The sequence below is a fragment of the Paenibacillus rubinfantis genome (assembly GCF_001486505.1).
Lineage (GTDB): Bacteria > Bacillota > Bacilli > Paenibacillales > Paenibacillaceae > Fontibacillus > Fontibacillus rubinfantis.
In genome coordinates, this window is the sequence record NZ_LN909066.1 from 135076 (window position 1) to 161386 (window position 26311).

General features: G+C 54.9%; 23 protein-coding genes. 8 read left to right on the plus strand and 15 right to left on the minus strand.

All coding sequences use genetic code 11. The features are described 5' to 3' along the window. The first annotated feature begins 131 nt into the window (after positions 1–131). Complete coding sequence (locus BN3277_RS18170) at positions 132–911, plus strand: alpha/beta hydrolase (RefSeq protein ID WP_059045165.1); 780 nt, start codon at positions 132–134, stop codon at positions 909–911. An 87-nt stretch (positions 912–998) separates the two neighbouring features. On the opposite strand, the gene rsgA is transcribed toward BN3277_RS18170, so the two are convergent. The 4 genes from rsgA to BN3277_RS18185 all read right to left on the minus strand — a co-directional run bounded on the left by rsgA (position 999) and on the right by BN3277_RS18185 (position 3870). Beyond that, the gene (gene rsgA, locus BN3277_RS18175; protein WP_059045167.1) at positions 999–2093 is read right to left on the minus strand and encodes a ribosome small subunit-dependent GTPase A; all 1095 of its coding nucleotides are present in this window, start codon (positions 2091–2093) and stop codon (positions 999–1001) included. 494 nt (positions 2094–2587) lie between these two features. After that, positions 2588–3103 (minus strand): HAD family hydrolase, encoded by a 516-nt coding sequence (locus BN3277_RS18180; RefSeq protein WP_232436463.1) that lies wholly within the window; start codon positions 3101–3103, stop codon positions 2588–2590. 28 nt (positions 3104–3131) lie between these two features. Next, entirely contained in the window at positions 3132–3293 is a 162-nt protein-coding gene (locus tag BN3277_RS26115) for a hypothetical protein (RefSeq protein WP_232436464.1), read from the minus strand. Between the two features lie 109 nt (positions 3294–3402). Continuing rightward, on the minus strand, positions 3403–3870 hold the full coding sequence (locus tag BN3277_RS18185) for a DUF3939 domain-containing protein (protein ID WP_059045169.1): 468 nt from the start codon (positions 3868–3870) through the stop codon (positions 3403–3405). Between the two features lie 224 nt (positions 3871–4094). Here BN3277_RS18185 and BN3277_RS18190 point away from each other — a divergent pair, with 224 nt between their 5' ends. Both BN3277_RS18190 and BN3277_RS18195 read left to right on the plus strand, forming a co-directional pair. After that, positions 4095–5087 (plus strand): YpdA family putative bacillithiol disulfide reductase, encoded by a 993-nt coding sequence (locus BN3277_RS18190; protein WP_059045172.1) that lies wholly within the window; start codon positions 4095–4097, stop codon positions 5085–5087. 39 nt (positions 5088–5126) lie between these two features. Next, positions 5127–5570 carry a DUF441 domain-containing protein gene (locus tag BN3277_RS18195; protein WP_059047308.1) on the plus strand — a complete coding sequence of 148 codons (444 nt, stop codon included), beginning with the start codon at positions 5127–5129 and terminating at the stop codon, positions 5568–5570. 924 nt (positions 5571–6494) lie between these two features. Here BN3277_RS18195 and BN3277_RS18200 read toward each other — a convergent pair. Continuing rightward, complete coding sequence (locus tag BN3277_RS18200; protein WP_059045174.1) at positions 6495–8267, minus strand: ABC transporter ATP-binding protein; 1773 nt, start codon at positions 8265–8267, stop codon at positions 6495–6497. Between the two features lie 26 nt (positions 8268–8293). Further along, the gene (locus BN3277_RS18205; protein WP_059045175.1) at positions 8294–9256 is read right to left on the minus strand and encodes a phosphotransferase family protein; all 963 of its coding nucleotides are present in this window, start codon (positions 9254–9256) and stop codon (positions 8294–8296) included. Between the two features lie 151 nt (positions 9257–9407). Between BN3277_RS18205 and BN3277_RS18210 the strand changes: the two genes are divergently transcribed. Further along, positions 9408–9911 carry a hypothetical protein gene (locus BN3277_RS18210; protein ID WP_059045177.1) on the plus strand — a complete coding sequence of 168 codons (504 nt, stop codon included), beginning with the start codon at positions 9408–9410 and terminating at the stop codon, positions 9909–9911. A gap of 77 nt (positions 9912–9988) precedes the next feature. On the opposite strand, the gene BN3277_RS18215 is transcribed toward BN3277_RS18210, so the two are convergent. Next, entirely contained in the window at positions 9989–10288 is a 300-nt protein-coding gene (locus tag BN3277_RS18215) for a HesB/YadR/YfhF family protein (RefSeq protein WP_187380104.1), read from the minus strand. A 565-nt stretch (positions 10289–10853) separates the two neighbouring features. On the opposite strand from BN3277_RS18215, the gene BN3277_RS18220 reads away from it, so the two are divergent. After that, positions 10854–12611 (plus strand): ABC transporter ATP-binding protein, encoded by a 1758-nt coding sequence (locus BN3277_RS18220; RefSeq protein WP_059045181.1) that lies wholly within the window; start codon positions 10854–10856, stop codon positions 12609–12611. A 4-nt stretch (positions 12612–12615) separates the two neighbouring features. After that, on the plus strand, positions 12616–14688 hold the full coding sequence (locus tag BN3277_RS18225; protein ID WP_059045183.1) for an ABC transporter ATP-binding protein: 2073 nt from the start codon (positions 12616–12618) through the stop codon (positions 14686–14688). Positions 14689–14775: 87 nt separating this feature from the next. On the opposite strand, the gene BN3277_RS18230 is transcribed toward BN3277_RS18225, so the two are convergent. The 4 genes from BN3277_RS18230 to BN3277_RS18245 form a co-directional block, all read right to left on the minus strand. Continuing rightward, positions 14776–15666: an S-layer homology domain-containing protein gene (locus tag BN3277_RS18230; RefSeq protein ID WP_232436465.1), complete on the minus strand. Its 891-nt coding sequence runs from the start codon at positions 15664–15666 to the stop codon at positions 14776–14778. A 75-nt stretch (positions 15667–15741) separates the two neighbouring features. Continuing rightward, positions 15742–16140, minus strand: coding sequence for a PqqD family protein (locus BN3277_RS18235; protein ID WP_059045185.1), 399 nt, complete (start codon positions 16138–16140; stop codon positions 15742–15744). A 5-nt stretch (positions 16141–16145) separates the two neighbouring features. Continuing rightward, entirely contained in the window at positions 16146–18059 is a 1914-nt protein-coding gene (locus tag BN3277_RS18240) for an OPT family oligopeptide transporter (protein WP_059045187.1), read from the minus strand. A 146-nt stretch (positions 18060–18205) separates the two neighbouring features. After that, the gene (locus BN3277_RS18245; RefSeq protein WP_059045189.1) at positions 18206–19318 is read right to left on the minus strand and encodes a CobW family GTP-binding protein; all 1113 of its coding nucleotides are present in this window, start codon (positions 19316–19318) and stop codon (positions 18206–18208) included. Positions 19319–19464: 146 nt separating this feature from the next. Here BN3277_RS18245 and BN3277_RS18250 point away from each other — a divergent pair, with 146 nt between their 5' ends. Then, a complete protein-coding gene (locus tag BN3277_RS18250; RefSeq protein ID WP_059045191.1) occupies positions 19465–19977 on the plus strand; it encodes a MogA/MoaB family molybdenum cofactor biosynthesis protein in 513 nt (170 codons plus the stop codon). 61 nt (positions 19978–20038) lie between these two features. Here BN3277_RS18250 and BN3277_RS18255 read toward each other — a convergent pair whose 3' ends face one another. From BN3277_RS18255 to BN3277_RS18270, 4 genes are all read right to left on the minus strand, one after another. After that, positions 20039–20572, minus strand: coding sequence for a hypothetical protein (locus tag BN3277_RS18255; protein ID WP_059045193.1), 534 nt, complete (start codon positions 20570–20572; stop codon positions 20039–20041). 90 nt (positions 20573–20662) lie between these two features. Next, positions 20663–21661, minus strand: a complete 999-nt coding sequence (locus BN3277_RS18260; RefSeq protein ID WP_059045195.1) for an acrylyl-CoA reductase family protein — start codon at positions 21659–21661, stop codon at positions 20663–20665. A 135-nt stretch (positions 21662–21796) separates the two neighbouring features. Next, positions 21797–24103 carry a thiamine pyrophosphate-dependent enzyme gene (locus BN3277_RS18265; protein ID WP_059045196.1) on the minus strand — a complete coding sequence of 769 codons (2307 nt, stop codon included), beginning with the start codon at positions 24101–24103 and terminating at the stop codon, positions 21797–21799. Positions 24104–24130: 27 nt separating this feature from the next. Further along, the gene (locus BN3277_RS18270) at positions 24131–25138 is read right to left on the minus strand and encodes a 2-oxoacid:acceptor oxidoreductase family protein (RefSeq protein WP_059045198.1); all 1008 of its coding nucleotides are present in this window, start codon (positions 25136–25138) and stop codon (positions 24131–24133) included. 220 nt (positions 25139–25358) lie between these two features. Between BN3277_RS18270 and BN3277_RS18275 the strand changes: the two genes are divergently transcribed. Next, positions 25359–26261: an SDR family oxidoreductase gene (locus BN3277_RS18275; protein WP_059045200.1), complete on the plus strand. Its 903-nt coding sequence runs from the start codon at positions 25359–25361 to the stop codon at positions 26259–26261. Positions 26262–26311: the final 50 nt, after the last annotated feature.

Here is a 26311-nt window from a genome sequence, read left to right on the forward strand (position 1 = left end):
ATTTCGAAATTCCGGGGATCCGCGATATAATAGATAGTGAATAAAGGTTGATCCACCATTCCCATGTTCGCCTCGGTAACCGCTTACTTCGCGCGTACTGAGCCGCATGAAGTCAAAGGAGCTTGAGCGTTATGGCACTATTTCAATGTCGTTTTTTCTCGGAAGTCCTTGGGTTGAGCACGTCCATGACCGTCATTTTGCCGGAACCCGCCTCGGCGCAAATCGGGATGTCTGCCCCCGCGGTAGCCGGCCCCTACCCAACCCTTTACCTGCTGCATGGCATGTCGGATGACGACTCCATCTGGCTGCGCCGCACCTCCATCGAACGCTATGTTTCGGGCATGGGGCTGGCCGTGGTGATGCCCCAGGTTGATTTGAGCTTCTACACGGATATGGCCTACGGCAACCGCTATTGGACGTTCGTCAGCGAGGAGCTGCCGCAGCTATGCCGGTCGTTCTTCCCGTTGTCCCCCCGCCGTGAGGACACCTTCGTTGCCGGGCTGTCGATGGGCGGGTACGGCGCTTTTAAGCTGGCGCTGCGCAAGCCGGAGACGTTCGCTGCCGCAGCCAGTTTATCGGGGGCGTTGGATATTGCAAACAGCCGGCATGGGTTATCGCCCCTGTTCGAGCGGATCTTCGGGGAAGCCGGTCCTCAGGGTACGGACAACGACCTGTTGACACTGCTCGACCCGCTCGCCAAGGACATGCAGGAAGGGAAGCCGGTTCCCCGGCTGTACCAATGCTGCGGGACGGAGGATTTCCTGTACGAGGACAATCAGACGTTCCGCGAGGCATGCACCCGCGCCGGCCTGCCGCTGACCTATGAAGAAGGACCGGGCTCGCATGAGTGGGGGTATTGGGACGCCAAAATCCAGGACGTGCTAAAGTGGTTGCCGCTTCAACCGAAGTAAGCTTAACTAAGGTTAGCTCAAAAAAAGCCGGTCAGGATGGAATCCCTGACCGGCTTTTTGCGTGAAATGCTGGGCTTGGGAGTTTCTCTACTCCCAATCGCTGGCGTACCTCCGTCGTTGCTCGCCTTTACCGCGCGGCTCGTGGCGGCCGCTTTTCCCCGAAGTTGCCGCACTTGCCGTGCGCTGGCGGGATTTCTCCTTCGCCGCCTGAAATTTCAGCTCCCGCTGCGTTTTCAGATAGTTCTCGAACCGCTTGCGCTCAAGCTGGCCGGTTTGCAGAGCTTCCCTGACGGCGCATCCAGCCTCGCGCTGGTGACGGCAGTCGCCGAAGCGGCAGGCCTTCGCCAGGTCCTCGATATCGCCAAACGCCTCGGACCAGCCGCCTTCGTCGTCCCAAAGCTGCAGCTCGCGCATCCCCGGGGTATCGATCATGACCGCGCCCTGCGGCAATACGAACAGCTCGCGATGGGTCGTCGTGTGCCGCCCGCGGCTGTCGTCCTCGCGAATGTCTTGGGTTTTCTGCATCTCTTCCCCGGCCATCCAGTTTAAAATCGTCGACTTCCCGGCCCCAGACGAGCCGGTGAGCGCTACGGTGGTTCCCGGCTTCAGCAAGGCGTCCACTCGCTCGCGGCCCAGATTCTCCAGGGCGCTGACCGCGATGACGGGCACGCCGGGAGCGATCGCTTCCGTTTCAGCCACATAACGCTCCGGATCGTCGCATAAATCGGCTTTACTAAGCACGATGACCGGCGATGCCCCGCTGTTCCAGGCCATGATCAAATAACGCTCCAACCGGCGAAGATTAAAATCCAGGTTCAGCGCAGCGACGAGAAACAGCAGGTCGACGTTCGCCGCGACGATTTGTTCGGTCGGCACCGAGCCGGCGGCGCGCCGCGAGATCCGGCTGCTCCGCGGAAGCAAGCCGTGAATAACGCCATCTCCGCCCGTATCGCTAAGGTAGCGCAACGCGACCCAATCCCCCACCGCAGGAAACTCGCTTCGCTCCCCCAACTCAAATTGCAGGCGCCCGCTCATTTCAGCCCAGCCTTCTCCCCGCTCCGTAGCGACCCGATATTTATGACCGTGATCGGCGATGATCCGCCCCGGCCAGACTTGCTCCAACCCCAATTCGCGCAAAGCGTTCTCTCGTTCGGGGTTCCATCCGAATTCCTGTAAATTCAATGCGTATTCCTCCTAAGGCTTATTTGCCCTCTAATAAAAGAATTAATGTGCTTCCAGCGTCCTTCTGACGTTCGTCTTTGCGTCTCCTTGGCGGGGCTGTGGCTTGCGGCTGCGGCGCTGAGCACGCAGCCGCACAAAAAAAGCCGCGGGACCTCATCGTCCCGCGGCTTCAACCCCGGCATCGGGAATGAAGCGGCTTGAATTCAACGTCTCCGTAGGGAGACGTTAGCCGATCCATTCCCGTGCCCGGGGGTTCCACCGTCCCCTCAAGGGAGACGGCGGACGCAAAAAAGCCGCGGGACGTGATAACGGTCCCGCGGCTTCGCGCTGCTTATCAATGTCGAATGAACTTCCGTTCGTTATTCGAAACGACGCAGCGCTTTATTTTCCCGCCAAGGAGACCGTATTTACGCGCAACACAAGTACCTTCACCATAAATAACAGCCTCCTTCATAAGAATTTGATCACATCATACTGGATGACGACGGGGTTTGTCAATCCCTTCCTGTCCCGCACGGCTCCAGTTCGTATTGTTCCAGCAGCGCCGGGATTTCATTCAGTTCCCGAATCATTCGCCAAGGCTTGCCGCCCATGAGCGTTTCGTCCCACGCATGCTTGCGCCGCAGCCAAATGCCGCGGATCCGGGCCTGAGCCGCCCCCCAGATGTCGTTGACGGGATGATCTCCGACGATCACCGTCTCCTCCGGCGCAACGTCAAGCCGATCCAGCGCCAGCTGATAAATCCGCGAATCCGGCTTGCGAATCTCCACGTCCCCGGATACCACAATCGCATCGAAGTATCCGCGCAGGTTGAGCAGATCGATTTTGGCATGCTGCACATGGCTGTACCCGTTCGTGATGATCCCCAGCCGAAGTCCCTTCCCCCGGCAGGCCTTAAGCGTATCTTCCGCATACTCCATCGCTTTGGCATGGGCCATATAATTGCGGTCGTAGTACGCTTTCAGCTCCTCCATTGTGGTCTCCTGCTCCCAAGGCAGCCAGTCCAGCAACTCCTGAAAAAAACCCTCCTTCGGCCGGTTATCCATCTCGGTCGCGTTCGATCATTTCGGCAACCAGCGCTTCCCGGCGTGTCTCTTCCATCGGCACCAGGCACTCCCGCACCAATTGGCAGGCGAAGCTGCGGAACGTGTGGTCCCGATCCATTAACGTATTATCCAGGTCAAACAAAACGGCTTTCAACTGCAATCCTCTTCCCCACTTTCCCCAGTTGTCTCTCTCTATTGTAAAGCAGCCTGTCAAATGAAAAAACGCACCCCCGGCCCCGGGAATGCGCTTCCTGCTTCATGCGTTAGATTACTTGTTTCGGACGATGCGTCAGCATCATCTCTTGATCCGTCACGTAGAGCGGGAACGGCGGCAGCTCCTTCAGATAATGCTCCCGAATCAACAGCCGGCAATCGACCTCCAGATGGCGTGAATCGTCGAGCACCGGCAGCTTCCCTTGTTCCTCGACGTAGTTATCAACCGCTGCTTGTACCAGATCCAGATAATAAGGGATCTCCCGTTCCTCTTCCGTAAATATTTCATAGGTTTCCCTCGACAAGTAAAAACGTTGATCCGATATCCCGCCTAAATAACGCGACAGGCGTTTCATATCCAGACTTCCGTCCGGCAGCAGCAACGATAACCGGTTAATGCCGTCGGGCATGTCGGTCTCGTAGCGCAGCACGGCGCGTCGAACTTCATCGAGCGTCACCTGGATGGCAGCCGGGACCTTAACCCGTTCAGGTTTACGTCTTTTAAACCAGGACAGCATGTTCGGCACCTCCCACTATTTCTTAAAATTTTAGGTAACCGCTTACACTACTAGTGTACTCTAAAAATTTCGGTTTGAACCTTCGAAAACCGAGTTGTCATAGGATTGCCACATCCTCCGCCCCTGGCAATCGATCGCGGACGGTTGGCAATTCCGAGGCATTTGCGGTAGGATGGAATTGTTTTGAAAAATCGTTTGAAATCTATGTAAATGAGGAGGATCCCATGCTGGATGTCATCATCATCGGAGCAGGGCCGTGCGGTCTGTCGGCAGCCATCGAATGCCAGCGTCGCGGACTGGAGGTGCTCGTTCTAGAGAAACATTGCCTTGTTCATTCCATCTATTCCTACCCGACCTATATGCAGTTTTTCAGTACGGCGGAGCTGCTGGAAATCGGAGATGTGCCGTTTGCCTCGGCAAACGATAAACCTTACCGCCATGAGGCGTTAGCCTACTATCGCAAGGTCAGTGATCACTATGAAGTCCCCGTGTCGGCCTATGAGGAAGCCACTGAAGTTGTACGGCAGCCGGACGGATCGTTTGGGGTACGCTCGGTAAAACGCGGCGGCGAACAAGCAGAATATTCGGCCAGACACGTCATCATCTCGACGGGGTATTTCGACCACCCCAATATTTTAGGTATTCCGGGAGAAAATACCGACAAGGTGACACATTACTTCCAGGAGGCGCATCCGTATACCGGCACAAAGGTGACGATCATCGGCGGCAGCAACTCCGCGGTGGATGCCGCGTTGGAGTTGGTCCGCGTAAATGCCGAGGTCACTGTTGTGTATCGTGGAGATGACCTGTCCGGGAACATCAAGCCTTGGGTGCGCCCGCTGTTCGAAAGCGCGGTGAACAAAGGGAAAATCACCTTACGCCTGAACTCCCGGGTCGTCGAAATCCTCCCGGACCGCGTGGTGATCGAAGCTGCTGGTGGAGAGACATCAGAGCTGGCTAACGATTTTGTCCTGGCGTTAACCGGGTTCCGCCCCGACCGCAAGCTGTTGTTCTCCGCCGGAGTTGAAATGGCCGGTGACATGGAGAAGCCGGTGTTTGACCCGGAGACGATGGAGACGAATGTGCCCGGACTCTACGTCGCAGGGGTCATCGCATCCGGGCGCAACGCCAACGAGGTCTTTATCGAAACCGGACGCGGCCATGGCAAGCTGATTGCCGATCATATCCTCGGATCCAAGGCCTCGAACAACGAATAATCTATCGGTATTCACCGCAGGAGGTGGATCATGAATCAAATGGACATAACGGCCCTGCTGCTTCTGCTGCTGGCTGCGCTAGGCATCTTCAGCAATAACATGCCGATTACCGTGGCGATGATCGTGCTGCTGCTGCTTCGGGTGCTGCATATGCACTATGCGTTCCCTTGGCTGGAGAAATACGGCCTGACGCTAGGCATCATCATCCTGACCATCGGTGTGATGACGCCCGTCGCCAGCGGCAAAATCTCCATCCAGACGCTGTGGGCTTCCTTCTTCCACTGGAAGTCCCTGCTCGCCATCGGCGTCGGTATGTTGGTGGCCTGGCTGGGTGGCCGCGGCGCGACCCTGATGGGCAACCAGCCGACCGTCGTCGCCGGCCTGCTGATCGGGACCGTACTGGGCGTCGCTTTCTTCCGCGGCGTCCCCGTCGGCCCGCTGATCGCCGCCGGCATCCTGTCGCTGGTGATCGGGAAGCTGTAACGGCATACAAAAAAGGTTGTTCTCATCGGCGAAGGTTCGCCTGGTAGAACAACCTTTATTTTGCTATTCTCCCCACACTAGCTCAATAGCGTTACTTTTTCACCTTATTTCCTCACCAGCGCCTAATTTGAGCGAAATAGAGTGAAATTATCACCTTAGGTGACTCCAGATGCTCACTTTTCACATGCATTCCGAGCAATAGCGTTACTTTTTCACCTTATTTCCTCACCAGCGCCCCATTTGAGCGAAATAGAGTGAAATCATCACCTTATCTGACTCCAAATGCTCACTTTTCACACCCATTCCGAGCAATAGCGTTACTTTTTCACCTTATTTCCTCACCAGCGCCCAATTTGAGCGAAATAGAGTGAAATTATCACCTTAGGTGACTCCAAATGCCACTTTTCACATGCATTCCGAGCAATAGCGTTACTTTTTCACCTTATTTCCTCACCAGCGCCCCAATTGAGCGAAATAGAGTGAAATTATCACCTTATCTGACTCCAAATGCCCACTTTTCACTCCCATTTCGAGCAATAGCGTTACTTTTTCACCTTATTTCCTCACTAGCGCCCCAATTGAGCGAAATAGAGTGAAATCATCACCTTATCTGACTCCAAATGCCCATTGTTCACTCCCATTCCGAGCAATAGCGTTACTTTTTCACCTTATTTCCTCACCAGCGCCTAATTTGAGTGAAATAGAGTGAATTTATCACCTAAGGTGACTCCAAATGCCCATTCTTCACACGCATTCCGAGCAATAGCGTTACTTTTTCACCTTATGATACCGTAAGGAGGCCAAATAGTCGGAATAAGGTGATGTAATCACTCTATAAGTGTTGGCGGTAGATTCATGAGAGCAGCTACCGGCGAAATAGCGGTCCTTTTTGGCCTTATTGGGGCGAGAGTGGGAGGCAAACCCTCACGCCATCTCCCCGCTCTCCGCCGGGCTCAGGTGCTGGATGTTGTACAGCTGCGCGTACACGCCGTCCGGGTTCGCCATCAGCTCGTCGTGCGTGCCGCGCTCGGCGATTTCGCCGTTCTTCAGCACGATGATCTGATCGGCGTGGGTGATCGTCGACAGCCGGTGCGCCACGATCAGCGTCGTGCGGGCGCGCGATAGCTGCTGCAGCGACTGCTGGATCAGGTGCTCCGACTCCAGGTCGAGTGCGGACGTCGCCTCGTCGAGCACGAGGATCGGCGGGTCCTTCAGGAAGACGCGGGCGATGGCGATCCGCTGCTTCTGCCCGCCGGACAGCTTGACGCCGCGCTCCCCGACCTCGGTGTCATAGCCCTGCGGCAGCTGCATGATGAACTCATGCGCGTTGGCTGCGCGGGCTGCCTCGATCACCGCCGCCTCGTCTGCATCCGGGCGGCCAAACAAAATGTTGTCGCGCACGCTGCCGCTAAACAGGAAATTATCCTGCAGCACCATGCCGATCCGGCTGCGCAGGCTTTCCATTGTCCACTCGCGGACGTCTCGGCCGCCCACCGTCAGCGTCCCCCGTTGCACGTCGTAGAACCGTGGGATCAACCCGACAAGCGACGATTTCCCGCCGCCGCTCATGCCGACAAACGCTACGGTTTGGCCGGGATTCACTTCAAGCGAGATGTTTTTGAGTACCCAATCGCCATCTTCCCGGTACTTGAACCACACCTCCCGGAACCTCACGCCATGGCTGCCCTGCGGCAACACCGCCGCATCCGGGGCATCGGTCATGTCATACGGCTCCTCCAACAGCTCCAGCACCCGTTCCCACGAAGCCGAAGCCTGCGTTAAGGTCGTCGACGAATTAATCAATCGTCTCAATGGGGCATATAACCGGTCAAGATAGCCAAAAAAGGCCACAAAAGTCCCCAGCGTCAAATCCCCGTAAATCACCTGATAACCGCCGTACCCGATCACCAGCAGCGGCGCGATGTCGGTCAGCGTGTTGATGATCGCAAACGTCCAAGCGTTCCAGCGGCTATGAGCCAGCGCTTTATGCAGAAACCGGCCGTTGGTGCCTTCAAACTTCTTGCGGTCGTGCCGCTCCAAGGCGAAGCTGCGGATGACCGAAATCCCTTGGATTCGTTCGTGAAGATAAGCCTGAATCCCGGCAAGCGCCGCCGAACGGTCTTTGGTTAGCTTCTTCAAACGCTTGTACAGCACTTTTACCGCGATTGCATACAGCGGGAAAATCGCAATTGCCACCAGCGTGAGCCACGGATTCAGATAAAACATAAATCCCAACACGAACACCAGCGTAAACATATCCAGCCAAACATTCATCATGCCAACCTCGACGATGTTCTTCGTCTGCTCGGCGTCGTTGATGAAGCGAGAGATGATTTCCCCCACCTTCGTGTTCTGGTAGTACCGCAGCGACAGCCGCTGCAAGTGAGCGTACAGTTTGTTGCGCAGATCAAACAAGATCCGTGCCGTAATCAGCTGGGCAAAATACTGCCGCGCATATTCCACCGGACCGCGTACGATCACAAACAGGAACAACGTAGCCCCCAGTATGATCATCAGCTGCGAGACCTTCTGTTCCAGCGCCATCGCACCATTTAGCAAAATATCGTCAACTACGTATTTCTGCACCAGCGGCAGTAAGGAAGGAATGCCGAATTTCAGCATCCCGATAAACAAGGTCAGAAGTATCCATTTCGTATAAGGCCTAACGAAGGTAAAATAGGCTTTCCAATGTTTCAATTTGTGAGCACATCCTCTGTTTGTTTCTATCCGATCGGCCCGGATGATGCCAACTTCCGAACCAAGCTCTCTGCGTATTCGTCTAAACGGTTCCCGATCCATTCCGGTGTCAGCGTGAGGAGTCCCAGATCCGGCCAACCCTGGTACACTTCGGGTGGACCCGGCAGCATCTCGATCAGGCATAGCATATCCCAATAGGGATCGTTTACATCGCATCGCCCCCCACGAACCGCCGCCAGATAGCTCTCCAAGAAGGCATCCGCTGCCTCAACCCCATACATTTGCACGAGATTTAACCGACAGTGTCCGGTATCAATCCCGGCAGGTCCCATGCAAGCGTTCACCCAATCCACGACGCCGCTGACCTGCCCCTCCTGCCAGAGTACATTAGCCGGATGGTAGTCGCGATGAATGAACTGTGGCACATACGAAGGCACAGGTCCTTGTACGCGCGCTATAATTTTTTGCCATGCCTCGGGAACGCGGGTCCACTCCGGGACGACCAAACGGGACACCTCGTTGTAGGTAAAATAACTCCACTTGATCGGCGGCACCTCCGCCGCGTGGAGCTCCGCCAGCATCCGGGCGAGCCCGTCCAGCCAACCCGGCAATTCTACCGGGTCCAGTATCACCAAGCCGGGCAGCCGGGTCATTAGCACGGACGGCAGTCCGCAGGTGCCGCCGTCCGGATCGCAGGCGAGCCACCGCGGCGACGGCAGCCCCGCCGCGTGAGCCGCCTGCAGCGCTGCCGTCTCATGCAAAGCGAGCTCCGGCTCCTCCCGCAGCCACTCCACATTGGTAAATTGTCTGAGCACCGCTTCGTGGCAGGGGTCGCCTTGTTTTATTTTTAACCCGTAAACCGATGATGAGATGCCGCCTTTTAGAGACACTGCGGAGACAACCTTGGCGTTTGGTCCCTCCCGTTCCTCCACCCAACGCAACGTGTCCTGCGAGAGTCCAGCGGTCTCCTGCTCCTCGATCTCTTTCATTCGCCATCCGCCCCCTTCCTTAGATAAAAGCCGATTTATGTGCGGTAAAGCTGAATTTATCCATCGGTTGTGGTATACTCCTTAATAAATTGAGTTGTCGTAAGTAATACAGGGACAGCTACGAGTTACAGGCCGTTTTAGGAGGATGACCATGTCACGCCGATTTGTGATCGAAGCCGTGATGGTGGCGATATATGGTGAATTGCTGGTGCCGGGTGCGCCTGTGGAATATATTGTACCTTACACCACCGTCATGGAGCTTTATGAATTTCAGAACAGTCCGGAGCCGTTGATGAACGACCCCGTCGACGATATGCACGTGAAGCAGAAAATCAGCGAATTGATCGCTTATCTAGAAGAACCGCTGAACCGAAAAAAATTGGAACGGGCACTCACCGTGCCTTGGTCCAAGAGCCCCTCCATCCTGTTCGGCGATCATGTGACTTGGACCGTGGTGAACGCGGTGGACAACGAGCAATACGGGGAGTTCCTCGATCCGATTGAAACGGAAATCGTGCTGACCGCCCAGCGGGAAAACGTGCCGATCCTGACCGACCAACTCGAACTGATCCGGCGGATCATCGAGGCGGAGGTGCCGGTGCAGGTGTACGATATCGGCGATTTTGAGTATGCCATGGAAGACAGCATCATTTGACGGTGGACGGGTTCGTACCCGTTCTTCCCCTCAAACAGGAAAAGGCCCGCAGGTTGACGGGCCTTTTTGTTCTTTCGTTAATTCGGTGCCGCTGCCTCGTATTCGTATTCGATGTCGCTCAGCTGCGGATCATAGGTTACATTGAGATGATATCCATCGAGATACCACATATCCTGGGCTTCCATGAAGAACGTAATACCCTCGACTTCGGCTTGAATGCCCGGGGAAACGGGCTGATCAACGTCAATCCCCAACGAGAACCCCGGGTGCAGCTTTCCTCCCGCACTATATCGCGCAAAGAAGCGCACCGCCTGACCTTCTTCGAGTCCAAGCTCCTGCTTAAACCATACGGCCGCTTCGTTACTTACATGAATCATGATCGATTCCCCTCCTCTTCATCCATCCATCTTCTTGGTGTTCCCATCCGGCTTTTTGAACACTTTGTTTTAGTTTTATTGTAGTCGATCCCGGGCCAAAAGCCAAACCTTTGTTCGATGTCGTAAGGGGGATCCAATAGGGAAATCGATAGTTACTGAGAAAAATAACGTTTGACATCCTCTTTAAGGCGGTGCTAAAATCGGGAACATACGAGATCGCTTTTCAAGTAATTACCAAATGAGAAAGGGTGAGCACGGTGTTGAAAGTTAAATTTATGCCTGCGTATCGCGATGCGCATCACAACCAACAACTAAATACCGGAGCAACCCCTGCAGGCTTGGATCATTCAATGCGCTGACCGCCCCTTTGCTTTTTTTAGGGTATAAGCGATATCATAAACGCCGAGGTTGCTTGCTATAAGTAACGGACGCGACATATGTTATGGTTTTAAGGCATATCGTTTTCGGACGATATGCCTTTTTGCGGTTTTTAGCAGGTTTAGGACACTTGTAGAGGTTTTCCGGCAGGTTAGGCAATCGGGAATTCAAAGGAGGAAACCCCATCATGTTTTCAGTTTTAAAAGATTTGGGCTGGTTTTTCAAACGGGAAAAAAGACGTTATATCATCGGCTTATTCCTGCTCATCTTTGTGGGTGTCGTGGAATTGGCACCTCCGCGGCTGCTGGGCAGCGCGATTGATGAAATCGTGGCCGGTACGGTCACTTGGGCTTCGTTAACTCAATATATTTTGCTCATTATCGGCGTATTGATTTTAATCTACTTCATTACGTACATATGGATGCATTCCCTGTTCGGAGGTTCGAACCTTGTCGAGCGGCTGCTGCGGACCCGGTTCATGAGCCATCTGCTGCGGATGACGCCGCCGTTCTTCGAGCGGAGCCGCACCGGGGACCTGATGGCCCGGGCGACAAACGATTTGCGCTCCGTCGCTACAACCGTCGGATTCGGGATGCTGACGCTGACCGACTCGACGGCGTACCTCACGGTAATCTTCCTGGCGATGAGCACGCTGATCAGCTGGAAGCTGACGTTGGCGGCAATCATCCCCCTCCCTTTTATCGCTCTGGCGATGAAAATTTACGGGAAAATTATCCATGAGCGCTACACACTGGCACAGGATGCTTTCGGGGACATGAACGACCAGGTGCTGGAGTCGGTTGCCGGCATCCGCGTCATTCGCGCCTATGTACAAGAACGCCATGACGAACAACGTTTCGCCGATATTACGGAAGATGTGTATAAGAAAAATCTGGCGGTAGCCAAAGTCGACGCTTATTTCGAACCGACGATCCGCTTATGCGTGGGACTCAGCTATGCAATTGGACTCACCTACGGCATTTATCTCGTCTTCCATAATGAACTGACCCTGGGCGATCTTGTATCCTTTAACATGTACCTGGGGATGATGATTTGGCCGATGTTTGCGATCGGCGAGTTGATCAACATCATGCAGCGCGGCGGTGCATCGCTGGACCGCGTGAACGAAACGCTCAATGAGAAGCCGGATGTTGAAGACGTTCCAAACCCGGTCTCGGTAGAAAAACCGGAGACCATCGAGTTCAAGGACGTCACCTTCCGCTACCCGACTTCAACGATTAATAATCTCGAGCATATCGACTTGACGATTAAGCGCGGCGAAACGCTGGGAATTGTCGGCCGTACCGGCAGCGGCAAATCCACTTTGTTGAAGCAACTGCTGCACGAATATCCGGCTGGCAGCGGCGAGTTGACCATTTCCGGCGTGCCGATTCAGCAAATCTCGCTGAACCAGTTGCACGGTTGGATCGGTTATGTGCCGCAGGAGCAAATTTTGTTCTCCAAGACGGTACGGCAAAATATTCAGTTCGGCTACCCGGGCGCGTCCGATGAGAAAATCCTCGAAGCGATCCGCACCGCGGCCTTCGATCAGGATCTCGGCACGTTGTCCGACGGCTTGGATACGCTTGTCGGCGAGAAAGGCGTCGCCCTTTCCGGGGGGCAGAAACAGCGGGTCTCTCTGGCCCGGGCCTTTATCGCCGATCCGGAGCTCTTGATCCTCGACGACGCCTTGTCGGCCGTCGATGCCCGGACCGAGGCGCGGATCATCGAGAACATCCGCCATCAACGCTCCGGCAAAACCACGCTGATCTCCACGCATCGCCTGTCCGCGATCGAGCATGCGGATTGGATCGTCGTGCTGGAGAAAGGCAAAATCATCGAAGAAGGTACCCATGAGACGCTGCTGCAGCTAGGCGGCTGGTACCGCGAACAATATGAACGTCAACAGGTGGAATCGAACCTGACTGACGGGGAGGTGTCCTAATACGATGCACACCCATACGGGAAAAGCACTTTTCAAATACGCCTTAACGGCAAAAAGAACATTTATTCTCGCGCTCGTCATGCTGGCGATCGGTGTGGCCGCCGAACTGGCCGGCCCGTTTATCGCCCGCTCGATGATCGACGATCATATGCTGGCGATCGAGCAGCCGTTCTTCGAAACCACGGCTCAAGATAAATATACCGCCACTTTCGATGGGCGTAACTTCAAGCGAGGCGACCGTTTCACCGAAGGTGAAACCAAAGGGGCCGAAGCCCGCGTGCTGCAGGTTGGCAAAAGCTTCATCTTCGTTGATGCAGCCGTCCCGGACGTCTCCGGCAACCGCAGCTTTCAAGACGGCGTCCTGACCCTTACCGGTAAAGACGGCGCAAGTCGCGAATATCCGGCACAGAAACTCGGCGCGGCAGGCCTGTTTGCTTTTTACAAGCCGGAGGTTCCCGGCATTCTATCGCTGATCATCTGGTATCTCGTGTTCCTGGCCATTTCGATCGTGATGGAATTTGGCAAAACCTATTGGCTGCAGTCTTCGGCCAACCAGGTCATCCGCAAGCTGCGCATGGACGTATACGCCCATATCCAACGGCTACCGGTGTATTTTTTCGATAATCTGCCGGCCGGGAAAGTCGTCTCCCGCGTCACGAACGACACGGAGGCGGTTAAGGAATTGTTTATCGCCGTGTTGGCGAACTTTTTCTCCGGGATCATCAACATGCTGGGCGTCTACGTCGCCTTGTTTATCCTGGACGTGCGGCTTGGACTGATCTGCTTGTTCGTTGTTCCGATCATTTACCTGTGGGTCGTGTTCTATCGCAAGTTCGCGACGAAATACAACACGATCATTCGCTCGCGGTTAAGCGAAATTAACGCGATCATCAACGAATCGATCCAGGGGATGTCGATCATCCGGATCTTCCGCCGCGAGTCGCAAACGAAGGAAGAGTTCGAAAACCTGAACAACGATTATATGAAGCACCAAAACAAGATGCTGAATCTAAACGCTTTTACTTCGCACAACTTGGTGAATGTGATCCGCAACCTGGCGTTTGCCACCGTACTGTGGTATTTCGGCTCGGCCCAGCTGGGCGGCACCAGCGTGATTTCGCTTGGCGTGCTGTACGCCTTCGTTGACGTACTCGGCCGGTTGTTCCAGCCGATCACCGGGATGGTTAACCAACTCGCCGCGCTGGATTCCTCGATGGTCTCCGCCGGACGGGTGTTCGCGCTGATGGACGAACCGGGCGAAGATGTTGTTGACGGTTCGATGCCACGCTACAAAGGAAATGTGGAGTTTAAGGACGTCACGTTCGCCTATAAGAAGGATGATGTCCTGAAAAATATCTCCTTTGAGGCGAAGCAAGGCCAGACGGTGGCATTGGTCGGGCACACCGGCTCCGGCAAAAGCTCGATCATTAACCTGCTGTTCCGGTTCTACGATCCGCAGAAAGGCTCGATCACGATCGATGGCCAGCCGGTAACGGAGCTGCCGAAGCAATGGATCCGCCAGCATATGGGGATCGTGCTCCAGGATCCGTACCTATTCACCGGGACGATCCTGTCGAACGTCACGCTGGGGGACGAACGCATCTCCCGCGAGACGGCGGAGAAAGCGCTGATTGACGTTGGGGCGGACCGGATTTTGGCCCACTTGCCCAAAGGCATGGATGAACCGGTGGTAGAAAAAGGCAGCACTTTATCCGCTGGCGAACGTCAGCTGATCTCCTTCGCGCGGGCCCTTGCCTTCGACCCGGCGATCCTGATCCTCGATGAGGCGACGGCCAACATCGATACGGAAACCGAAGCGCTGATTCAATCCGCGCTGGAGGTGCTGAAACGCGGTCGGACGACGTTTATCATCGCCCACCGGCTGTCCACGATCCGCAGTGCGGATCAGATCCTCGTGCTGCACCGCGGCGAAATCGTCGAACGCGGGACACATGAAGAACTGCTCGCCCTGGGCGGGCGGTACTACCAGATGTACCGGCTGCAGCTGGGAGCTGCCGAGGCTCCCGCTGCTCCCGGTGCCGGACCGGCCATCTCGCCGGTGGCCAATCCGAGCTAATGTTTGACTCAAAAAAAACCTTCACGATCCTCAGCAAAGTTCGCTGGTGATGTGAAGGTTTTTTTCTTTACCTAAACCTGATGAGGTTTACCGCAGGCGCTTGATCTGTACGGTATATTCGCTGGAAACAAACGTTTCCGCCTTCGTATCGGAAATGACCTGGATATAATTCATATCCGGATCCGGAGCGAGCAATTCATAGTAGACGGTTGCTTGCTTGCCCGAGAATTCCACTTGGCTTACACGTATCCCGTAACCCGGATTCGGCTGCTCCGCCCGGGTCAGGATCACTTTGTTGATTTGATCGTTCACTTTCTCAACTTGAAAGCTCACCTTATCGTTCATTTGCGGTTCTTCTTCCTTATGTTTGCTTACGAACTCGGCGGCATTATAGACGAGACGCGCCGCATCGATTCGCGAAATGGCTTGCTTCGGATTAAATTTCCGCTGGTCATCCAGATTGGCGATTTTCATCAGCAGCAAGGTCTGAATGCTGTTCGCGTAATCCGGGTTCATTTGATCGGCGTCCGCAACCTCGATGAACATTTTGATCGTCGGATAGTTGCCCGTCGTATTCACCGCCTGCATCAGTAGATCGGCGAACGTTTCCCGAGACAGCTCGGCATTGGGTGCAAAATCCTTCGGCAGCTTTATGCCATTCTCTTCGGCGATCCGCAGCGAAGTCGCATACCATGCGGTTTGGTCTGAGGTCTGGAGCACGACGGATTTCGGTGGCAGATCCAGCGCTTTGACAATCATATGTATGCCTTGCGCGCCTGTCAGCTTGCCAAACGGCACAAATGTATCCTTTGTAATCCCTTGGATAATCCCCTTTTGCTGTAAAGCTTCCGTCATGACGGCATCCTGTCCTTGGACATCGCTAAAGGCTGATACGGAAGGGGTCAGGAGTAGCGTACCGGTCATCAACAGAGCTGCGGCCAGTTGTAATTTACGGCCGGATGTGGTTTTCATATTCATCTCTTCATCACCTCTGCCCTCCTAGACGGCCTGTCCTCCCCAAAGGTTGCACCTTCTCATCAACTAGCGGAAATTTTATACGCTTTCCTGCTGAGCAAGACGGGGGTTAACGGCTTCCTCCCAAATAAGCCAATCGTTGGCTTCCAGGATTTCGATAAACTTACTCAGCCGCGGCATCAGCGGTTCGGCCGCTTCCCCAAACTTCGTTCGGATAGCATCGGCGATGTCCCCAACGGTGTAGGCTCCGGTACAGCGGGTTACGACCTCGCTCCCCAGCTCGTCCAGATGTACGTGAATAACCGCCGGCTGCTTCAAAAACCGTACCGACTGACGCTCAAGCCAACTGCGGCGCGGGAGCAGCAATTCCGCTGCCCCGTCTTCGCCCGTTGCCACGTTCAGGTGCGTCCGCAGGCGAGGAACCATCTCCAGCAGATTCAGTTCAGGGGCTTGAGTGGAACGACGTTTTTTTCTCATCCCGATTACCCCTTATGCTCTTTGGTAATGCCGTTTTTGCTGCGCAGGGAGATAAAGCCCTGCAGGAACGTCACGATTAGAAAGATCAGAAACGGCAACGTATTGTTTGTGATGGCAACGCTGGACGGAATTTGTATGCCGGACCAGATCAGGATCGCGATCACGACGCCGATCAGCGATTCCCCGGCAATCAGCCCGGAGGCCAGCAAGGTGCCGGTTTCGACGCGGTTTTTGAGCAGGGATTCGTTCTTCCGCGAGAAGAAGCCCACGATCCAACGCACGAGGCCCCCCACCATAATCGGCGTGCTGATATGTACCGGCAAATAGATGCCGACCGCCACCGTTAGCGAGTTTAAGCCTAAAAATTCGAATACAACCGCGGAAGCCGCTCCGATAAAGATCAAATCCCAAGGCAGATTCTCCGACATAATCCCTTCGACGATCAATCGCATCAGCACCGCCTTAGGAGCAGAGAGTTGTTCCGAGCCCAGGCCGTACGTTGAGTTCAACACGTTCAAAATAAAGCCGATGACCAGGCCCGATACCAGCACCCCGATCATCATCGCCACCTGCTGCTTCCACGGCGTTCCGCCAACCAGGTAGCCGGTTTTAAGGTCCTGCGAAATGTCGCCGGCGACCGCCAAGGCGACGCAGACGATTGCGCCGACGGTAAGCGATGTGACCATTCCGGTCATGCCGGACATCCCGGTCAACTTGTACAAGAAGGTGACGATTAATAAGGTGGCGATCGTCATGCCCGATACCGGAGAGGAAGAGCTGCCAACCAGGCCGACAATCCGTGAAGCAACGGTAACGAACAGAAAGCCAAACAAGGCGATGGCGATTGCACCGATCATCCCAACATTCGTGATCGGGTCAAACGCCAGCAGCACAATCAGCACGGCGATGATCGCAAATACCCAACCGCCGGGGATGTCCCGGTTGGTGCGGTCCAGCGTTGTTTTCTCATTTGAAGCGGAGCGTTGCATCAAGCCCTTCACGGTGGCCCGCAGCGAGCTGAACAACATCGGCAGCGTTTTGACTAGCGTAATTAAACCGCCGGCAGCCACTGCACCCGCGCCGATGTAGCGGATGTAATCGCCCCAAATGCCCCACGCATCCAGCTCGGGGATCGGGGTTAGCGAAGGGGCGATCGCACCTGTGGAGCCGGCTCCGAAGAAGCCGATCATCGGGATTAGCACCAGCCAGGCCAAAATCCCGCCGGCTAGCATTTGTCCCGCGATCCGCGGCCCAATAATGTATCCGACGCCAAGCAAGGCCGGATAGGTATCCATCCCGATCACGGCGTTTCTGAAGCGAAAGACGGCCGTTTCGATCTCCGTCTTAAACAGCATAAACCCGTCGCCCAGCGCCTTGACTAAGCCGCCAACGACGAAGCCCAGCGACACCATGCGGGCGCTGCGGCCGCCGGTTTCCCCGGAGACCAGCACTTCCGCGCAGGCCGTCCCTTCCGGGTAAGGCAGCGTTTCATGTTCGTTGACGATCAACAGCCGCCGCAGCGGCACCATCATCGCCACGCCAAGAAAACCGCCGACCAGCACGATAAAGCTGACCATTTGCTGGCTTGGGTTCAAATCCCACATGTAGAGCGCCGGCAGAGTGAAGATCGCTCCCGCCGCGACCGCCTCCCCGGCCGTAGTCATCGTCTGTACGATATTGTTTTCCAGGATCGATTTACGCCGGAACACTCCACGCAGGACGGCCAAGGAGATGACCGCCGCCGGGATGGAGGCGCTGACGGTCAGGCCGATTTTGAGCCCCAAGTAGGCGTTGGCCGCAGCGAACACAACGGCCAAAATAATCCCAAGCACGATGGCGACGACCGTCAGCTCCGGAAGGGAACGCGAAGCCGAAACATACGGCACGAACTTCGCGGAGCCTTTCTGTTTTTCATTCATGTCAATCTCTCCCTTTTCATGAAAAAAGCAGTTATAGGTTGCCCCGGGCGAACGTAAAATATCGACGCAAAGAAGAGAACTGCGGCGGTTCGCGGTTCTCTCCTGGTCATCAACTATTTGTCCCGAAGGCAGGTTCGTCTTGTCTTCTACATTGATCTACGCTCCAGCGCATGGAGCCGCCGGGCAATGTCGTGCTTGTCGAAATGCTCGCCGATAAACACCGCCACATCAGGGATATCTCCCTGCGGTGTGATTTTCAAGTAATCGGCTTCCCGGTACGCATATTGGAACAGGAAACGGCTGGCCGTATCGCTAAACCGTAAAACGCCTTTGCCGCGATACACCTCCCGGGGCAATTCAGTGATAAATCGCTCGAACGCCTCGCTGTCCACCGGCCCGTCAAAATAATGCGTATAAACCGTAACATGTTCATGCGACGCATGGGGATGCGCGTGAGCGTGAGCGTGATCATGATTGTCGTCATGGTTGTGATCATGATTGTGGTCATGATTGTGATCATGAGGGTCATGGCTGTGATGTAGGTCGTGATCATGGCTAGGGTCATTATCTTGCCCAAGAACAGCTTCGCTGTTTTGCTCGTTGTACGCTGTACTGCGTTGAATTAAAGAGCTCCCCTTGTCCTGCTCTTCTGCCGTTTTCCATAGTGACGAGATCTCCACATCGCATTTTACCGCCGGAATGATCCGCGCGTAAGGGTTCGTGCGTTGCAGGAACTCCGCCATTTCCCGCTGCCGATCAGGTTCGAGCAGATCGATTTTGTTCAGGATCAACACGGAGCCGCAGCGGATTTGCTCCATCATGAGCCGGTACGTTTTCCCCTGCTGAGATGCGTGTAAATCGGCGAGATGGGCGGCATCAACCACCGTCACCATCGGTTGGATGTCTAATTTGAGATACAGCGACACCTCGGTTACCGCATCGAAAATTTCCATCGGATTGCCTGCACCTGTCGCCTCGATAACGATCAAGTCCGGCTTCTCCCCTTCGATCAGCTCGGCCATCTGCACGCTCAAGTCGCCGCGAATGGTGCAGCAGATGCAGCCGCCCAGCATCTCCGCCATCGGCACTTCGCTGGACACGAGTAATCCATCGAGATTTACATCCCCGATCTCGTTCATGATCACGGCCGGACGAAATCCCTGTTCCCGCCAGTGAGCGATCAGCCGCTGAAGCAGTGTTGTCTTGCCGCTTCCCAAAAATCCGGACAATATATAAACGGGTGTCACCACGTTTTCCACCTCATCTCCTAAGATCTAAACATCACTACATACGAATGCGAGTTTACACCAACCTCACAGGACATGCAACTACATTTCCCGCACAACCTTGCGTAGGTGAAACATGATACAATGGAGTTAACATCCAAAGAAAGGAAGAGAATACGATGAGATCCGTCGATGAACATCGAATGGAAGCGCCGAACGAGGTGTCCTGCCTCGTGATAACCGTCTCCGATACGCGTACGGAAGAGACGGATACGAGCGGCCGCCTGATCCAAGAGTTGCTTCGGCAAAACGGGTATCACGTTGCCCGATATGCGATCGTGAAGGACGATTATGACGGCATCCGCCAACTTTTGCGGGAAGCGGCCTCAGACCGTAAGATCGAAGCTGTCCTGTTAAGCGGAGGCACCGGCATTGCGCCGCGGGATACGACGTATGAAGCGGTGCGAAGCCTGCTGAATAAGGAAATGCCGGGTTTCGGGGAAATTTTCCGTTACCTTAGCTTTACCGAAGATATCGGCTCGGCTGCGATTCTGAGCCGCGCCATCGCCGGGACGATCAGCAATATGGCGGTCTTCTCCATGCCCGGTTCTCAGGGCGCCGTCAAGCTGGCGATGGAGCGGATCATCCTTCCCGAGCTGCGTCATGTCATGCGGGAAATCTATAAGAAATAACACGTATAGAACCAAAAACCAACCGCCTCCTCGTCCTTGAACGAAGATTGCGGTTGGTTTTTTATTGCTTGTTCATTTGCTTCAATAACTGACCGAAAACCGCCTTCATCTCATCGCGATATTGGCTGTCCTTCTGCGCGCTTGATGAATAGACCAAAGCGGTGTTGCCCTTAGCCGAGATCACGGCAGCTTGGCTCGAGACCGAGTGGGCAGCCATCCCCGGTTTTCCATCCCCAGTTCCGTAGATTTCGGAAATTTCGCGGATTCGCTCCTGCTCGCTGGGAAACACGTGTACGATAATAAAATGTCGCGCGTCCCCGTTAATAAAATAACTGTAGCTAATATTCCCGTCTAAGCCCTCGGCATAAGTTTCATGAGTCAGTCGGATCCCGCGCTGCGCGCATTCCGCTTTCAGCGCTTGCAGCATGGCCGTGTTCAGCGTGGTCCCGCTCGTCAATTGACGCTCGTTGCCTTGCCGATAGCTTTGCATGTTATATTTACTCATCTCTTCCTTAGCTACCCGCTGCAAGTTGCCGCACCCTGTGGTCAACGACAGCGCCAGGGCCATTCCCAATCCAACCTTCCACCCTCTCATTGGCATCCCATCCTTTATCCTAAGGTTGTAAACCAGCTTCGGCCGATGGTGTTAGGTTGGCTCAACATTCCCCAATTTATACCATATGGATTAGTTGATTAAAGAAATGATCTGGCGTCCAACGGCTTTGCTGGACAGGACAGTGTTCAACGCCTCCGGCAGCCGCTCCAGCGGATACTCGGTTACCCCTGCATTCAACACGCGCTCCGGCTTCCAATCGCCGGCCAGAAGCTGCCATAGCTCGCTGCGCAGCGGCTCGGGACAAAAGACCGAGTCGATCCCCAGCAAATTCACCCCGCGCAAAATAAACGGATATACGGAGGTTTCGATCCCGCCGCCGCCGGTTAACCCGGACAAGGCAACGGAACCGCCATAACGTACGGATTTGAGCAAATCGGCGGTCATGGCTCCCCCGACGGGATCCACAATCGCCTCCCACCGCTCTTTGCCAAGGACACCTTTGGCGCCCGATGCCGCTTCCTCGCGGGAGAGAACCTCAGTGGCGCCAAAAGCCGTTAGCTTCTCCCGCGCCTCCGGCTTCCCGGTAACGGCAGTCACGGCGAATCCTAGCCGGCTGAGGATCGCCACGGCCATGCTGCCCACACCTCCGGTAGCGCCAAGGACTAGGACGGAGCCTTGTCCTGGCGTCAATCCGTTGTCCAGCAAGCGCCGCACCGACAGCGCGGCCGTAAACCCGGCTGTCCCGATCGCCATCGCTTCTCGTAACGTAAGGCCCTCCGGCAGCGCCACCAGCCAGTCACCTGGCACGCGGGCAACCTCGGCGAACCCGCCCTCATGCGAGACGCCTAGCCCATACCCGGTGCATAGCACCCGATCCCCGGGCTTCAGACGCGCATCCCGGGAAGCCATCACCTCTCCGGCTAAATCGATGCCGGGGATAAACGGATAGGTTTTTACGATTTTCCCTTCCGGCAGGCTTGCTAATCCATCTTTATAATTCACGCTGGAATAATGGACCCTTACGGTGACATCGGCATCGGGAAGCTTCGAGACGTCCAATTGCTCGACGCCCGACCGGAACCCGGACTCATCCTGGTGTACGCGAAATGCGCGAAACTGCTGTTCCATCCTGCAACTCCTCCTCCTACTTTAACGAAAAAAGCGGCCATACGCCGCTTCTTTCGGTTATTCAAAATGCCTTAAATCAAGGTTCAATGTTTTAAATCAAGGCTCAAAAAGTCGGCTTTTCAGCACAACACTACCTTACAAGTACGGATTTTCATGTTTGGCTTGGAGGACTTTCCAGCGCCGCTCCACTTCTTGCTCGAACTCCGCCAAAGCTTCGGCGTTTTCCGGCTTCGTCAAATGGCGGGTTTTGCCCATCGTTTTCAGCCAATCCGTCAGCGGGATGCGGTTGCCTTTCTCTTCCGGATTGTAAGTGATGGTCGTTTGCCCGTGCTCTACCTCATACAATGGGAAGAAGCAGGAATTGACCGCGGCATCGATAATGTTGGTGCCCTGGTCATCCGGCGAAATCCAGTTGAGCGGACAAGCTATCAATATTTTACCATATACCAGCCCTTCGTTTTGCGCATACCATTGAGCTTTGGCCGCTTTTTTCACCAAATCCTGCGGATAAGCTTCGCTGCCGGTAAAGACGTAAGGGATATTCGTTGCGGCCATGATTTGCGGCGTGTCTTTATGCTGAAACGCTTTGCCCTGCTGCACTTTGCCGATGTTCGAAGTGGACGTGCGGTGCCCCAACGGAGTCGAATACGACAGCTGGGCCCCGGTGTTCATATATCCTTCGTTATCATACTCGATGATGATCATTTTATGACCGCGCAGCGCCGCACCGATCGCCGGCCCCATGCCGATGTCCATACCGCCGTCGCCGGTTACCATCACGAACGTAAAGTCGTCCTGGAGTCCAAGCTCATCGAGCTCACCGCGGCGTTTACGTTCCCAGAACATTTCCACGACGCCGGACAAAGTGGCCGCCCCGTTCTGGAACAGATTATGGATGTAGGTCGCTTTGTGGGACGAATAGGGATACCCGGTCGTCACGACCATCGCGCATCCCGTATGGAACAGGGCCACAATATCGCCTTCGATTCCCTTAAAGAACAGTTCCAGTCCGGAGAAAATCCCACAGCCCGGGCAAGCGCCGTGCCCCGGCGCAATTCGTTTCGGCTTCTTCGTTAAAGCGCGAAGCGGCGGAATACGCACGCCCAGCTTGCCGGTTTCTTCATTTTTGGTAACCGTGATCAAGCCGGTCTTCAGGTCTTCGAATTTGAGTGGATTCATCACCCGTTTTGGCGATTTCTCCGGATCCCCCGGCGTATGGCCATAGTAATCAAACGGAATTTCTACCCGGCCCGCCTTCGCCGCGTCAATCGCCAATTGGAACAAATGATGCCCATCCTCGGCATAAAACTCCTTGCCGCCGAGGCCATAAATCCGGCTGATCACCTGCGTGGTATGATTGCCGTGCGTAAACAGCGCAGCCTTAATCTCGTTCACCATGTTGCCGCCATAAGCGCCATAAGAATCGCCGCGGTCGCCAACCGTGATCGCCTTCACGTGCTTCAGCGCTTCGGCGATTTGCTTCTGCGGGAAAGGACGGATCATGTTGGGCGCGATTGAGCCGGCTTTGATACCTTGACGGCGCAAATCGTCCACCACGTCCTTAATGATTTCGGAGGCCGAGTTCATTAGGAAGACCGCCACCTCGGCGTCCTCCATCCGATAGAGGTCGAGCATAGGATAATCCCGTCCGGTCAACTCCGCGTATTCGCCGGCAATCCGTTCAAAGACGCGTTCCGCATTGTACATCGCAACGGACTGCTGATAGCAGTTGTTAATGTAGTCGGGTTCGTTCATATAAGGACCGACAGTGATCGGATTGTTGCGGTCAAGCGTATGCGGGAAATTGCCCGGAGGCCGTTCGCCTACAAATTTCAGAACATCTTCCTGGTTGGCGAAGGTGTGCACGCGGCGTTTTTGGTGGGACGTAAAATATCCGTCAGATGCCACCAGTACCGGGAGTCGAACTTCCGGGTCCTCGGCCAACTTTATCGCCATCAGGTTCATATCGTAAACGGCTTGCGGATCACGGCACATCAGAATCGGCCAGCCGGTGTTCAGCGCAAAATACAAGTCCGAATGGTCGCCGTGAATGTCCAGCGGCCCGGAAATGGAGCGGCAAACCAGGTTCATGACCATCGGGAAACGCGTGCCGGATTGGACCGGCATCTGCTCCAGCATGTACAAATACCCTTGAGCGCTGGTCGCGTTAAACACCCGACCGCCGGCGGTGGAAGCGCCATAGCAGATCCCCGCCGAGCTGTGCTCGCCGTCCGACGGAATCAGCTTGATGTCATGTTGTCCGTTCGCTTTCATTAAATCGAGGAATTGCGCTACCTCAGTAGACGGGGAGATTGGAAAATACCCCATAATATGATAATTGATCTGGCTGGCCGCATAGGCTGCCATTTCATTCCCTGACTCATAAACGACGCGCTGCTCAACCGTGCCGGAGCGGCGTTCTTTTTCCAAATCGATCGCCATTGTCAAAATACCACCTTTCCCGCTTTATTAGCGTATCGCCAAATCGAACAGATGCGGTACGCGATGCGCTTCCGCATACCCTTCTTCCTCCCGCTCCCCGGACAAAGCGTCGGTCGGGCAAGCGTGGATACATTTCAAACACCCTTTGCAGTATTGATAATCAATGCCGGTGAGGAACATTTGCGGACGCCCTTTCTTATCGAGGCGTTCCTCCCAGACGAAGCAATTATCTGGACAAACGTTGTCGCATTGGGCGCAGTGAATACATGTCTCTTCCTTGAAATGCGGCATCATCCCGGAACGGGAAATGCTCAGATCCTTCAGGATGCTATTCCCCGGATTGATGACGATCCCGCCGATCGGCTGGGTTTCATATCCAAGGACCGGCGTATCCGCCCGAACGAATGCCGGCATGCTGATGCCTTCCGGCAAAGCAAACGTCTCAAATACAACTTCATTGTAACCCCGCTCGAACGTTGCCAAGGCCGGGGCTACGGTTTGCGGATATTTCTTCTCCAACGATTTGCGGATAACGTCCTTCATCGTTTCCGGATCAAGGAACGGGCACAGCCGGAACATCGCGCCAAGCATCGCCATATTTACCCGGTTTTTCTCCTCGAGCGCAATGCCGGTGGCATCGATCACCGCGATCGTACCGCCGATCAGCTTCATCTTCTCCTTCAATTCCTGTGGAGTTTTGCGCGAATTGACCAACACGGTGCTATCCTCGTAAATACCGCTGATCACGTTCACTGTCTTCGCCAGCGCCTCCTGGAAAATCCCCACAATATGCGGTCGTTCCACCGGTGACGTATCGCGGATCGGCGTATTTAGATCGCAGAAGCGGATATGAGCCTTAACCGGCGATCCCTTTTTCTCAGAGCCATAAGAAGAAAAGCTGACCCCATTCAGTCCGGCTCCTTCAACCCCGGCTTCGGCCAGCATTTTCCCTGCCAGGTTCGCACCCAGCCCCCCAATGGATTCCAAACGGATTTCAAAAAATCCCAGCTCGTTTAATTTCGGTAATTGTACCACGCGCTTGACTCCCTTCTTCGCAAATGCGAGTTCATCACGACGTAAACAAGTGCAAAACATCACACAAAAACATATCTTTCTTAATTTTAAAATTTATCATAGATACGATGTGACTTATGTAACAAATGTCATATAGACATTCTTGGTTAGGCAAATACACCCCCTCACCACAGAATGAATAGGATAACGGTATAACTGATCTCCCAGGAGGACCCCAAGAATGATTCCTAAATACCCATACTACAGCTCAAAAACGGTATGTGAGGAGCAGCCGGTCACCTTCCCGCCGCAGCATCAACCGAGACAACCCGGCTTAGAGACCTTGATGGACCCGCCCCCGATTTCGGAAAATCCCGCTTACATCGGCAGCGGCAAGCTTAAGGACAAGGTCGCGATCCTGACCGGCGGCGACAGCGGTATCGGACGGGCCACCGCCATCGCCTTCGCCAAAGAAGGTGCGGATTTGGCTATCGTGTACCTGTACGAACACGAGGATGCTCAAGCCACCAAGCGACGGGTGGAGGAGTTGGGCCGACGTTGCCTGCTGATCCCCGGCGATCTGCGTCAAGAGGTTTTCTGCCAATCGGTTATCCATCATACCTACCATCATTTCGGCAAAATCGATATCTTGGTACTCAATCAGGCAGTTCAATATCCTCAGGTGCACGGGATCGAAGCGATTTCTGCCGAACAGCTGCACCAAACCTACGCCACCAATATCTTCCCTCATTTCTACATGACCCGAGCCGCGCTTCCCTTTTTACGGCCCGGCAGTACGATCATCAGCACCACTTCGATCACCGCTTACGCCGGTGCCCCCCTGCTGATCGATTATTCCTCCACCAAGGGGGCGGTCGTCTCCTTCACCCGATCTCTGGCGCTTTCCCTTGTCGACCGAGGTATTCGCGTCAATGCCGTGGCCCCCGGACCGATCTGGACTCCGTTGATCCCCTCCAGCTATTCGGCGGAATACGTCTCTACGTTTGGCCTGGAAACGCCGATGAAGCGGGCGGGACAGCCGTTTGAACTGGCACCGGTTTACGTGTTCTTGGCCTCAGACGATTCCAGCTTCGTCACCGGGCAAACGATTCATGTGAATGGCGGGGCGATGGTTACAAGCTAGCTCAACCGGCACCAAAAAAGCACTCTTTCCGGACGGAAAGAGTGCTTTCG